The sequence below is a fragment of the Gynuella sp. genome (genome assembly GCF_050297175.1).
Lineage (GTDB): Bacteria > Pseudomonadota > Gammaproteobacteria > Pseudomonadales > Natronospirillaceae > Gynuella.
In genome coordinates, this window is record NZ_JBNKSF010000018.1 from 18684 (window position 1) to 30734 (window position 12051).

A 12051-nucleotide genomic window follows, 5' to 3' on the forward strand; every position below is an offset into this window, starting at 1 on the left:
GACCTCGCTGTGATTGACAGCGACATCTTCGCCTTACTCCCTAATAAGTACCTTAAACTCGGTTAAGATTTCGCTTAATTCGTGATAACGCGACTTCAGAAATACCTAAATAAGAAGCAATATGATAAGCGGGAATGCGCTCCAGCAGGTATGGATATTCTTCACAGAAGTGACGGTAACGTGTGCTGGCATCATCCAGTAGTAGTTCTGCTTCACGTAACTCTTTTTTCAACGCCAGTTGTTGCGCCATCGCCAACTCGAAAAACATAATAGCTGGCTCCGTTGCACGTAATGTTTGTAGCGTCTGAATTGGAATGGCCAATACCGTGCTATTTTCCAGCGCAGCGATGGCAAAGCGATTAGGCTGATCCTGCAGAATTTCGGCCATGGAACCACAAAAGCCCGGAGCGGAAATAAAGCTCTTGTTAAACTCTTTTCCGTTATCTGTGATATAGAAATTACGCAATAGCCCTTCTACCACAAACCAGAACTTCCCCTGAGGTTGTTGGGCTGCCAACAACACCTCACTTTTAGCCAATTGCATGATAGAGGTTTCTGCGGAAAAACGTTCAAACGTCGCCTCGGATAGCTGGCATTGGCTTCCAATCGCTCTTCTAAGGGCGAGTAATGCACCGTGTTTTTCCATAGCTGGACGACCTTCTCTGGGGTGACAATCACCCATGTTCAAGTAAAAACAGTTGCCGGGCTATCAACTGGCCCCGCACCGGTTATATAACACTGGGGATTGCCCTTGCCAATGCTGCCAAGCGGACTCTTCCTTCACCAGTCGCATTATAAAATGACTGACATTTATGCGGCTGATTTTACCCGAGTCGAAAATGGGACTGCGTACAGGTGATGGCTCCTCGTATTCGGTTGCGCCCGCGTCATCCATTAGCGTATCCGGACGCACCACCACCCAGTTCATATATGGGTTATTTTGCCCGACGCAAGAGCGTAAATAATCCGCTGCACTCAGTTGGGTGATGTTTGTTTCGATGATCTTCAGCTGTTCAGGCCTGGTGTCCGAAGTTGTGAGTCGAGCTTTGGAGCGTACCAAAGCGATTACTGCTTCTCCTTGTGCCAATAGTTGTTGTGCCACTAATTGGCCGGTAGCACCGCTGGCACCTAATACGAGAGTTGTCATGTTCGTTTCACCGGGCTGCCATTCGATGATCCAATAGGTCAGAAATAATCAGTACCCCAAACGGCTGCGCAGGTCTGGCAAGGGTGAACATTGTTCTGCAAGGCGATGCTGGATTCTGCTCTCCGATGATTCCGGGCTGGTGTGATCGTCATCAGGTGGATTACCTCATCAGTATGGGTCAGAACAGTCGTTTGCTGGAAGGAGCACGCAGCGCCCGGTACAAGGATCAACTCTGGGCGGGTGGGGGAGTTGTGTTCGGAACTCGGGTTATCCAAAAAATCCAGACGATTTTTTTATGAAATCCCCCACGAAACTAGATTGGGTATCGAAAATTGCCGATAGCATATTCATATTTTGGATTTGATGAAATATTCGGGTTAGACAGAAGAACAATACCTCATCCAACAAATGGCCGTGCGTCGAGTATTATTTGATGGTAATCACCATCAGGCGTCAGTCAAAGTGTCGCAAAACACGTACAGGACGATATAGAACATTGTCTGAGCCAGAAGGGTCTCAAAATAGCAGTGTCGCCTTTGTTTAGTATTGCTGGACAGTGACAAAATAACATAATGATATTCAACCGTGATGAATGCATGATTGTTACTCTGACTACAAGAGTGAAGAAGCTGGAAACACTCGCAAATGCCTATCGGTTTTATTTAAAAGCCGGTGACAGGAAGCGGAATTGCTGCCGAAAAATCAAAGGGACCTCTGAAAAATACGGAATGGTTTTGATGCAGGCGAGGAAACAGCATTCGCAACAGCGCAATTTACGGGTGTAAATGAGGATGTGAGACTGGGACTGACAACGTTCTGCGCGAAAATAGGCCAGTTTTCAGAGGCTCCCAAACACTATTAACGATAATATATGCGACATGGAGTAATCTTTGACCGAATTGCCCAGTAGTCCGGTTTTAAATGCCGTACTGTTTGGCCTTAAGCAGCATCTCTACCCTGGACGTTGGTCGTGGCGGTTTCCTGGCATGTGATTGCCCATAAACCCAAGTGCACTATGTTTGAGTTTCGGTGGGAAAGGGACATTCTTTTACTTCCTAATAGGTATTCATTGGAGAGATAAGATGAAGTGTATCGCGTTGTCCATAATCTGTACTGTTCTAAGTCTTACTACCAGGGCTGAGTGGGAGAATCCCAGCGAACGCTATGCGGAAGCCTACACAGAGTTTCTCGATGCAACCTGTCCTGTTGTTCAGGATGATATTCACCACTTTGTGTATTTTTCACGGGATCGGGGAGCAATCCATAATCATCCGCTCCTGAAGAACGCGCGATTCGAAGGAGCGCAAATCATGTATTCATGGGCGCAGCTTGAGCCATCTAAAGGGCACTATGATTTTTCGATCATCCAGGAAGACTACGACTATCTTGCCGCCCATGGGAAGCGACTGTTTCTCCAGCTTCAGGATGCCACGTTTGATCCAAAGTATAAGGCTGTTCCAGGCTATTTATTGACGGCGGAATATGATGGCGGAGCCATCCTACAAAGAACCGATAGTGGTGACCCTGAAGGGTGGGTTGCAAAACGTTGGAGTCCTGCCGTTCAGGCGAGGTTCGCGCAGTTGCTGACAGCGCTGGGTGCTGCTTTTGACGGAAAAATTGAGGGCATAAACCTGCAGGAGTCGGCCATTGGGGTATCTCAGGAGTTTGATCCTTCGTTTACGCCGGTCCGGTATGTTGAATCTCTCAAAACCAACATGCTGGCTCTTAAAAAAGCTTTTCCTCACTCAACAACCATGCAGTACGCGAATTTTATGCCAGGAGAGTGGTTGCCATGGGAAGATAAAGGGTACTTGCGTGCGGTTTATCAATATGGCGAGCAGATTGGAGTGGGGTTGGGAGCACCCGATTTAATGATTCAACGGAAAGCACAGCTCAACCACGCTTTGGCCATGATGCATGAATACTCATATCATGTACCGCTCGGGATTGCAGTGCAAGACGGAAATTATATCGGGCAAACAGGCTCAAATGAAGTCGTTGATGAGCGTGAGAACTTAGTGCCCATGCTTCATGCATTTGCGAAGGATTTTCTGAAACTGAAGTATATGTTTTGGGTGAATCAAAAACCCTATTTCGAACAAGATGTCCTGCCATGTTTTGTTTCCGAATAAACAGGATATTCCCTAAATCATCATCGTTCTTTCAGGGAAAGGCAAAGGACCATTCTGATTTAGCGCGAGCAATAGGGATCGCGCATGAAAATAAAATGATACTAGGGCTTGTCTACACTCATTTTGTCGAACCTGTTAGTGGCTAAAGGCCGCAATTAAGTGATGCGGCATTCCGACGGTTAACGTGAAGCTTCGTCATTCTAAGCGAACGTTGACCAACGCAAAGTGCGGCCTTATTAGCCATAACCCTTCGGGCTGAGGACTGCTTCACTCAACTCGGCGTTGTTCGCCTTAGGCCCGCTACTAAACGTAACTTAAAAAGATTGCGAGACCTCGACTGGAAATGATTGATAAATGAAACATACCTCCATGAATCTACTTTCGTGGTGAGTGGGAAGGTAATTCGGGAGTGGCTACTCTAGTAAGGAATCCCTATGGCTGAGACAGATAGTATTGTTGATAAATCGGAGCAAAAGGCTTTCAATATATTGGTTGAACGGTTTGATTCACTGTATCGCGAAATCAGATATGCAACCAAAATTACAGAAAAAAGAATGTATGCAGCTCAGTATGGATCTTTTTTAAAAGAATACATGACTGCAAGTTTTGATCTCAATGTTTTGGTTCCTGAGCCCCTTCCTCTGAATGGAACTCCTGTTTGGTTTGCATCTGTTGTATTACTTGAAGCAGCTTTAGATACTTTAAAAACATTTGATAAACGGTACTCCTATCTAGATCCATACTTTACTCTCTTGAAAGGTAAAGAACTCGAATATCCGATTAGTAGGGGAAGGTGCTTAACTGGCTTGGCAACTGAATTTGAAGCATTCGCAACTGCCAACTGGTTAGTTGGTGTTGACCCGTTCGTTGGACGGCATGAATCTACTGTCACCATTCCTGCCTTTTATTGTTTCGTTGATAAACGTAGAAAAGACTATCTGACAGAGATGGCATTGCATATTGGCCAGAAGCTACTTGATAAGGGTGAATCTATCCATCAGAGCACTCGATATTCAGGCCTCACACCATTAATGCGAACAGCTATCTACACGAACGTTCAACAGGCTAAGTGGCTACTTGAAAAAGGTGCAGACCCTAATAAAACTGATAGCTACGGTGCGTCCGCTTTAGTTCATGCAATCAGTCCTTTTCATAGTCAGGGTGATTTCAATAGCAGGCGACAGGTTAATGAATATGTAGAACTCTTATTGGAATGGGGTGCAAGTATGGACTTTATTTTGGTGTCTGGTCAAACTTTCGGCGATCTCTTGACACCATGCAAACCACTTTCAAAAGAGTACAAAAAACTACTTCGAACTAATTGGAAAACACTCGTTAAAGGAAACAGACTGCTCGAATCTCGCAGAATACCTTTAGGTGAGTTTTCTGTGGAAGACAAAATTAGTCCTGCTGATATTAGGAAGTTTGAATTTCAAACTGAGTTTCTATTACATCCATACAGCGAGATGTTAACAATGTTACTTGAGTACTTATATCAGAATGGAGTACAAAAATTCACTCTGAACGACATAAAAACATTAGTCGACCCCAAATGGAATGGGGTCAATCTCCGTGGGGTTCGTGTTGACTTATCAGAAGCTAAAATCGAGTCTAGTCTTGGGAAGTTGATTATGGGCAGAAACGTGTCCTTAATGGGCGGCAGTGAAAGACTACTGAATCTGAGTCGAGATTTCGAAACTGGATGGTATTCAATTGTTCAAAGCAATGAGGCGAATGTTGTGCATACAATGAAAACCAGTTGACATTATAGCGAGTTATATTGTGGGTTGGTTGAAGGTATATCACAACGATAATCGAACTCATCAGAGAAAAATTTATTGTGGTAGAACGCTAATGGAAACCATGCTTGATGGGAAACAGTTTCGGCAGAAAAAGAATCTGACGTAAAGCTAATCTGACAGAGACACCTCAGAAAACTGGCAACTGTCAGATCAGGTCGCGGTTGCCACAAATTAGGATCACATGATTTTGCTGTACAGTTAATGTATTGCTGAGCGGAGCACACGTGCTATGCGTCCGCTTGAGATTCGGCTTATGGCTGTCGAATGCATATGCCAAACTAACTATGTCACTACAAAGTTACTTTACACGATAGAGTGCACATAGCTTATTGCCATCGGGATCACGAACATAAGAGAGATACATTGCAGCTAATTTATTTTCGCGTAAGCCAGGCGGATCTTCGATTGATATTCCCCCATGAGCAATCGCTATATCGTGAAATTCCTTAACCTGCTCTGGAGAACTGCACTTGAAACCAATTGTACCGCCATTGGCGGGAGTCGCTTCTTCGTCGTTTATTGGTTCGGTGACGCAGAAAATATTATCGTCGTGACGATAGAAGAGTCGGGTATGGCCTGAGTCTGCTTTATTTATAATCGGCTCACCTACGCCAAGGATTCCAAGCACCGCATCATAAAAATACTTCGATCTTTCGATATCGTTCGAACCAACCATAATGTGATTAAACATATTTAATACCCTGCATTTGTTGAATCTACCTCTCAGATTATTGCGAAGAATAACATCATGCTTTGAGACAAACCGGAGAGTGGTGTAGGTTTGTCTCTAACAGAATTTTGTTACGCTTTAATTCACCATACAAAAGTCTGGATGTTTTAACCATCGTTCAAATAGCTCAAGGCTAATGATTGACTCATGATCATATTCAAAAGCTTCAGGATCTTCCAGTATTTCTGGATCAGATGTATATCTACTCAGTACATGGCCAAATGCAATACTACTGTTTACAGTATTTGGCAATACCAAACCTAATCTCACCCAGAGCTTTGTGGTCTCTATTTCCATTACACATTGCATACAGGCCAATAATACCTTTAGGAGGCCAACCCAATAATTTACTTGCTCCCGCATATTTTTCGATTTCTTTAGGGTAATCTGGGTCAAACTCATATCCTAGTGGTCCGCCAATTGCCTGTAACGTTAGTTTCACCAGGGCTCTATTTTTTCAGTCTTGTTCAACGAAACCTGTAAAGCCACTCAAGTATTTTATGAAATTAGGGCCTATTGATTGGCCCTGTAAATAGGCTTTCGATACGGGCAAGCTAGGTGATACGTAGTCGGAGTTAGTTTTTAATTTTAATGGAAAATCGTGAGCTAAAATGCCTGCTCTGCCAATACTGACAAAATCTGCACCTTGTTCTAAACATTGAGCGGCAGTTCGAGCTGTCATGATTGAGCCTGCAACACCAATTTTTAAATATTCCCGCTTAATGCTTGTAAAATAGGAGATAAGCTTTTCTCCTTTGTATTGAGGTTGCTCGGGCTCTTTGTTGACATCCCACAGAGATAAGTCGATGTAATCGATTTTTTGATCTTGCTCAAGAAGCTGAACCAATAAAATCATTTCACTTAATTCTAAACCAAAGCGCTCAGGTGAAATCCTAACCCCTATTTGAAAGTCTTTATCACAGGTCATCCGGATTTTTTCAATGATAAGAAATAGCAATCTCATTCTATTTTCAAAAGATTCACCCCATTTGTCCTGTCTTTTGTTAAGGATGGGAGACATAAATTGCGCTATGAGATAACCATGCCCAGCATGAATTTGAACACCATCAAAACCTGCTTTTTCGGCTCGGAGCGCGGCGGCTGCAAACTGCTCAATTAAGCCCTGTATTTCGTCTTCATTCATAGACCGGGTATTTGATTCAGTGTCCAAGGATGGACCAACCTTATCCGTTACTGTATCCAGCGCTCTATTCCCCGCATGATGCAGTTGCAGACTCGAAAGGGCTCCCGAGTTGCGAATATCTTGAGCGATGTCACTCAAGCCCGGTATATGCCGATCATCAAAACACCCTAATTGCCCGGTAAATCTGATACCATTGGTATCGACGTGGGCAGCGCAGCTGGTGACTAAAGCAAAACCGCCAGTGGCTCTTTTTGCCAGGAATGCACGATCTTGTTCGGAGGCAGTACCATCTTCATGGCTTTGTGTATTGGTCAGTGGTGCAAGTGAAAATCTGTTTTTGAGCATGGGGCCTCTTGTGAACATCAGCGGCTCAAACAGTTTATTTACACTAGCACTGTCGTAATGGGTGCTCATATAAAGTCTCTTAATCTAAAAATAGGGGAGTAAAGTAGCCGTTAAATAGTAGGAAAGGGAAAATTCGTTACCCCTTTAGTTCTTGTTCTAACTGTGCTTTTGTTAGGCCTTTTAAAAACACATTAAAAATCAACCCGCTGATCAGAGTAGCCAGGCTAATAGTAACAAAGGCAGTGACCGCTAAATTTATCAAGACATAGGAACCATCAATTAAAGTCGGTCGATAAAGAGCAATGAATACAAAAACGATCCAATGCGATAAGCAATAAAAACAATGGAATAGGTGCCCTAAAAGGGTGTTTTTTTTAGCGATCCATGTTCGCATGGAAGCAAATAGCTCCGTTTGTGTAATCGTTATGGACATACAACTGCTTGCAAAGGCAATCATCAGGCAAGCCCAAAATGGTTCTAAATAAGTCATATCATTCATCATCTAAACGTCCTCTAAGCGGGCAACAAGTAATTGGCATTATTAAGTAACTTTAAAAGTTACAAATAAGCTTAAAGTAACTTTCAAACTCTGTCAAAATGTAATTTTAAAAGTTACAATAATTGAATACATTAAAAATTGCAGGTTAGTATGAGAACAGACAGTCGATTATCTAGGGTGCTGCATGTATTGCTACATATGATTAAATATGAAGGGGCTTTAACATCAGAGCAAATCGGAGTCATGCTTGATACCAACTCAGTGGTTGTCAGACGAACACTGTCTGGATTGAGAAAAGCGGGTGTGGTCAAGTCAGAGAAGGGCCACGGCGGAGGATGGCGGCTGACACGCGACCCCAAAGACATAACCCTATTGGACATTTATCAGTTGATAGGGTCTCCGCAACTGTTTGCTATTGGCTTCGATCATACATCGCCAACCTGTGCAGTTGAGGCTTCGGTCAATAAGGCGCTGGGTCAATCGCTGACCAAAATTGAATCTATTTTATTGAATGATTTCGCCAATATTAGTTTGCAAGATCTATATCTGGATTTTGAACAACATTGCCAGCGGCTCTCGTTGTCGATGATAGGCTGTCATAAGAAATAGTCAGTTAATCAGGGCACTATCAGAGTCAATTGGCCTTAAGTCAGATTAATTTGACACCCAATTTAGTGTTCATGCTGAATTATCATTTTTATCATTAGATAAAGTGCAGTGATAAAATAAGGTTAATAATTTGTCGGGCTCGACCCGACAAATATGCGCCACAAGCTTATTCTGCTTCTTTGAGTTGTTATACAAAGTTAAAAACGAAGCAGCTATCAGGGCCTGTTTACACTAATTTCATCGGCCTGCTGAGAGCCAGTTTCATTCAAATCTAGGCGCGAGGAGCGATATTGGGTGGACATCCTGGTGGTTTGATGGCATCCCTGTATGGAAAGAAGAGAACGATTGAGGGAGGTTTCCGGATTACCCAAAACTATTCTACTTTGTTCCGCAACAGTTTTGGGTATCCGGTTACACAGAATTAATAACAGTCTCAGTAAAAACCAAATCAACTTTTTCGGGTTAAGTCTGTTTTATTCGCCTAAGGCCAGCCGTAATCCCAGTAACGCAAATGCACCGGCAAAGGTTCTCCTGAACCAGCGCATTACGTTGGGACGGGAAATAACCAAGTCTCTCGCCATTGAGGCGCATAAACCGTATCCGATAAAAACAATGAAAGTCAGCAGCATAAAAATAAGTGCCAGCACTACTAACATAGGTGTTGGGTTGGCAGTGCCTGCTGGAATGAACTGGGGCAGGAAGGCGAGAAAAAACAGTGACAGTTTTGGATTAAGGAAATTCAATAATATGGCGTTGCGAATAATTTTCAGTGTGCTGTGCTTACTGCGCTCTTCAGTGACGGTCATCATGCCGCCATCACGCAATATGTTCCAAGCCATATAAAACAGATAAATAACGCCAAGTAGTTTGATGACCTCGAATACCTGGGAGCTGGCGTGCAGGATAGCCGCGAGTCCCACGATGCTGGCAACCATGTGTGGAACGATACCCAGGGTACAACCGAATGCCGCGATAATACTGGCCTTTGCGCCCTGACCCAGCCCGGTAGCCAGGGTATAAATAACACCTGTGCCAGGTAGCAGCACAACAATCAGTGAAGTTAAAAAGAACTCAATACTCATTTAATGATCCTTTGGATGTTGCATTAGGATATGACGACGGGAAACGATGATAGTGACAGATACGGCGGCTTCTGGGCAGTATTGGTCGTACTAAAGTATAATTTTTTGCCCTGCCATACCCAAGGAACCTCTTACATGGACACCGCCGGTTTGCCAAGCCACAAGTAGCTGATAGGTTTGGTTGCGCTCTTACATTCGGCCTGTCTATGGGTATAACGCCCGCCACTATGGAGTTTGCCAACAGGGCCTTATTTGAAAACCGGCATCATGTGCCAAGAGGTTCCTCGGGTTTGACCTGCTGCGGTTCGACCTGTTTCGCCATTCATCGCTTCTGCAACCGGATGAGTATTGTCTGGTGTGACTGCTTCTCCTTTATGTTTACGACGCGTTTGCGCTACGGTAGTGTTCCTCTCGAGCCAGGATCACCCAGGCAATGCGAGCCATCTTATTGGCCAGAGCAATCGCGACCTGATTCGGGTGACTTCACTTCAACGAAGCGCATAGTTGGCCGCTGAACGGCTTCGCAAATCGCTTCGGCATCGTGACAGTCATTTTTATTCCCTTTGACATAAGACTTTACACATTTCGGGTTCATCCGTTTGACTTGATGACCTAAGTTCATCAAGTCACGTGCCCAGTAATAACTATTGCTACACGCTTCCATACCAATGAGATTGGGGAAAGCTGAGCAAAATATCGATGCATCTGTGTGCGGGTCAGTTTGCGGCTTATCGTACCTTCCCCCTGTCGATTCACGCCATATACCTGAAAAATATTCTTTGCTAAATCCAAATCAATGACGTTAATCTCTTTCATGACATCGCGCTTCCTATCAGTTGATAATGACACTTCAACTATGGTACTTAGATGCCGGTTTTGGGAGGGTGGTGTCCATACCGTCTGAAAAATTGCCTATTTTCGCGCAGGACGTTGTCAGCCCCAGTCTCACATCCTCATTTACGCCTGTAAATTGCGGTGTTGCGAGTGGTGCTCAAAACTATTCCTATTTTTCAGAGGCCCCCTAAGAGTATCTAAAGGTAAAAAGAGTCCGACGTTTATATTCCCTAAACGATTGGTCTTTTCATGCCGATTGCACCCAATCTGTCGTATATTTTTCTGTCATGACCCATATTGGGGCAATTTTAATCATTGTCTTTTTTTCGTTTTTTTGTGATTCATTCCTGTCGTGCCCGTCCATACTGCAGTCTCAATTGATTGGCATGGTATGTGCGTTGTTTGGAATTAAGTTCGTACCCTTGGAAAGTCGAGCTTCACAATTTGATTCAATAGAAGGCTAGGGTTCCGGCTACATAAAGATTGTAGTGTCTGGTCCGAGAGCTTTCGACCTTGATAGTTTCAAGGTTACACGGCGGGGAAAAAGCCCGGGAGACCACATGGCGATATTTGCCAAGGGTACTCCATGTGTAACTAACAAGCTGTAAAGGTGGCTTTAATGAAAAACTCTGCAAGAAAAATAACTCTTCTGCTTTGCTCTGTTCTGTTATCTGCCAACGTTCTGGCAACCGATCACTTTAAAGTCTGTTGGTCTATTTATGCCGGCTGGATGCCCTGGGCGTATGCTGAACATTCGGGCATCATCAAAAAATGGGGCGACAAATACGGTATCGATATCGAAGTCGTACAAATCAATGATTATGTTGAATCCATGAATCAATACACCGCAGGTCAGTTTGATGGCTGCACCATGGCGAATATGGATGCGTTAACGATTCCAGCAGCCAGCGGCGTGGACAGTACTGTCCTGATTGTTGGCGATTATTCTGATGGTAACGATGCGGTTATTTTGAAGGATAAGCAGAGCCTGAAAGATATCAAAGGTCAAAATGTTAATCTCGTGCAGTTTAGTGTGTCCCATTACTTGCTTGCCCGTGCGCTGGATTCCGTGGGAATGAGTGAAAGAGACGTAAATGTTGTTAACACTGCTGACGCGGATATGGCCTCTGTTTTTGGTACCAGCGAAGTGACTGCGGCGGTTACCTGGAACCCCATTGTGAGTGAAATTCTACAGATGCCAAGTACAACAGATGTATTTGATTCATCAAAAATCCCCGGCGAAATTCTGGATACCATGATCGTAAATACCAACACCCTTAACGAAAATCCTGCTTTTGGCAAAGCCTTGGTGGGAGCCTGGTATGAAATCATGAATAAGATGCAGGGTGACAGTGCCAGCGCCAAAGAAGTTCGCTCTTATATGGCGGCGACCGCAGAAACGGATCTTGCCGGTTATGATGCGCAACTGGCCAAAACACACATGTTTTACATCCCACAATCCGCTCTTGATTTGATCAACAGTGAAGAGCTGTACACCACCATGAAGCACGTCGCAGAGTTTTCGTTTGAACATGGCCTGTTAGGCGATGGCGCACCCAGTGCCGGTGCTGTTGGTATTGAAATGCCGACAGGTGTGTATGGTGATAAAAACAATATCAAGCTGCGGTTCAACTCTACCTACATGCAAATGGCTGCCGACGGAACGTTGTAATTAATCCGAAACATGCATTTGGCCTCTGGCTTCTGTTGGCTTTGTATATAAAAGC

12 protein-coding genes, 1 pseudogene and 1 riboswitch are annotated in these 12051 nt (G+C 44.1%); of the genes and pseudogenes, 5 read left to right on the forward strand and 8 right to left on the reverse strand.

The features are described from left to right. Positions 1-52: 52 nt before the first annotated feature. Positions 53-646, reverse strand: a complete 594-nt coding sequence (locus tag ACQY6I_RS07055) for a Crp/Fnr family transcriptional regulator (RefSeq protein ID WP_428240769.1) — start codon at positions 644-646, stop codon at positions 53-55. Positions 647-709: 63 nt separating this feature from the next. Beyond that, positions 710-1147: an NAD(P)H-binding protein gene (locus ACQY6I_RS07060; RefSeq protein WP_428240770.1), complete on the reverse strand. Its 438-nt coding sequence runs from the start codon at positions 1145-1147 to the stop codon at positions 710-712. An 83-nt stretch (positions 1148-1230) separates the two neighbouring features. On the opposite strand from ACQY6I_RS07060, the gene ACQY6I_RS07065 reads away from it, so the two are divergent. The 3 genes from ACQY6I_RS07065 (at position 1231) to ACQY6I_RS07075 (ending at position 5042) form a co-directional block, all read left to right on the forward strand. After that, positions 1231-1446, forward strand: a complete 216-nt coding sequence (locus ACQY6I_RS07065; protein WP_428240771.1) for a hypothetical protein — start codon at positions 1231-1233, stop codon at positions 1444-1446. Positions 1447-2166: 720 nt separating this feature from the next. Then, positions 2167-3279: a hypothetical protein gene (locus tag ACQY6I_RS07070; RefSeq protein WP_428240772.1), complete on the forward strand. Its 1113-nt coding sequence runs from the start codon at positions 2167-2169 to the stop codon at positions 3277-3279. Between the two features lie 434 nt (positions 3280-3713). Then, positions 3714-5042, forward strand: coding sequence for an ankyrin repeat domain-containing protein (locus ACQY6I_RS07075; RefSeq protein WP_428240773.1), 1329 nt, complete (start codon positions 3714-3716; stop codon positions 5040-5042). Between the two features lie 337 nt (positions 5043-5379). Here ACQY6I_RS07075 and ACQY6I_RS07080 read toward each other — a convergent pair whose 3' ends face one another. The 4 genes from ACQY6I_RS07080 to ACQY6I_RS07095 all read right to left on the reverse strand — a co-directional run bounded on the left by ACQY6I_RS07080 (position 5380) and on the right by ACQY6I_RS07095 (position 7802). Next, positions 5380-5772, reverse strand: coding sequence for a VOC family protein (locus ACQY6I_RS07080; protein WP_428240774.1), 393 nt, complete (start codon positions 5770-5772; stop codon positions 5380-5382). 268 nt (positions 5773-6040) lie between these two features. Beyond that, a complete protein-coding gene (locus ACQY6I_RS07085; protein ID WP_428240775.1) occupies positions 6041-6253 on the reverse strand; it encodes a DUF6368 family protein in 213 nt (70 codons plus the stop codon). A gap of 15 nt (positions 6254-6268) precedes the next feature. Then, a complete protein-coding gene (locus ACQY6I_RS07090; RefSeq protein WP_428240776.1) occupies positions 6269-7369 on the reverse strand; it encodes an NADH:flavin oxidoreductase in 1101 nt (366 codons plus the stop codon). A 67-nt stretch (positions 7370-7436) separates the two neighbouring features. After that, the gene (locus ACQY6I_RS07095) at positions 7437-7802 is read right to left on the reverse strand and encodes a hypothetical protein (RefSeq protein WP_428240777.1); all 366 of its coding nucleotides are present in this window, start codon (positions 7800-7802) and stop codon (positions 7437-7439) included. A 147-nt stretch (positions 7803-7949) separates the two neighbouring features. Here ACQY6I_RS07095 and ACQY6I_RS07100 point away from each other — a divergent pair, with 147 nt between their 5' ends. Continuing rightward, positions 7950-8408 (forward strand): Rrf2 family transcriptional regulator, encoded by a 459-nt coding sequence (locus ACQY6I_RS07100; protein WP_428240778.1) that lies wholly within the window; start codon positions 7950-7952, stop codon positions 8406-8408. Positions 8409-8881: 473 nt separating this feature from the next. Here ACQY6I_RS07100 and ACQY6I_RS07105 read toward each other — a convergent pair whose 3' ends face one another. Beyond that, a complete protein-coding gene (locus ACQY6I_RS07105; RefSeq protein WP_428240779.1) occupies positions 8882-9490 on the reverse strand; it encodes a LysE family translocator in 609 nt (202 codons plus the stop codon). Between the two features lie 478 nt (positions 9491-9968). Further along, positions 9969-10210, reverse strand: a pseudogene (locus ACQY6I_RS07110) (IS110 family transposase); the annotation flags it as partial. 563 nt (positions 10211-10773) lie between these two features. Then, positions 10774-10881, forward strand: a riboswitch (guanidine-I (ykkC/yxkD leader). Positions 10882-10943: 62 nt separating this feature from the next. Here ACQY6I_RS07110 and ACQY6I_RS07115 point away from each other — a divergent pair. After that, positions 10944-11996 carry a putative urea ABC transporter substrate-binding protein gene (locus tag ACQY6I_RS07115; RefSeq protein ID WP_428240780.1) on the forward strand — a complete coding sequence of 351 codons (1053 nt, stop codon included), beginning with the start codon at positions 10944-10946 and terminating at the stop codon, positions 11994-11996. Positions 11997-12051: the final 55 nt, after the last annotated feature.

Excerpts from the sequence above, each read along its gene's own strand:
- ACQY6I_RS07090 (WP_428240776.1), bottom strand. The coding sequence starts at position 7,369 with ATGAGCACCCATTACGACAGTGCTAGTGTAAATAAACTGTTTGAGCCG.
- ACQY6I_RS07055 (WP_428240769.1), bottom strand. The coding sequence starts at position 646 with ATGGAAAAACACGGTGCATTACTCGCCCTTAGAAGAGCGATTGGAAGC.
- ACQY6I_RS07105 (WP_428240779.1), bottom strand. The coding sequence starts at position 9,490 with ATGAGTATTGAGTTCTTTTTAACTTCACTGATTGTTGTGCTGCTACCT.
- ACQY6I_RS07080 (WP_428240774.1), bottom strand. The coding sequence starts at position 5,772 with ATGTTTAATCACATTATGGTTGGTTCGAACGATATCGAAAGATCGAAG.
- ACQY6I_RS07115 (WP_428240780.1), top strand. The coding sequence starts at position 10,944 with ATGAAAAACTCTGCAAGAAAAATAACTCTTCTGCTTTGCTCTGTTCTG.
- ACQY6I_RS07100 (WP_428240778.1), top strand. The coding sequence starts at position 7,950 with ATGAGAACAGACAGTCGATTATCTAGGGTGCTGCATGTATTGCTACAT.
- ACQY6I_RS07075 (WP_428240773.1), top strand. The coding sequence starts at position 3,714 with ATGGCTGAGACAGATAGTATTGTTGATAAATCGGAGCAAAAGGCTTTC.
- ACQY6I_RS07060 (WP_428240770.1), bottom strand. The coding sequence starts at position 1,147 with ATGACAACTCTCGTATTAGGTGCCAGCGGTGCTACCGGCCAATTAGTG.
- ACQY6I_RS07095 (WP_428240777.1), bottom strand. The coding sequence starts at position 7,802 with ATGATGAATGATATGACTTATTTAGAACCATTTTGGGCTTGCCTGATG.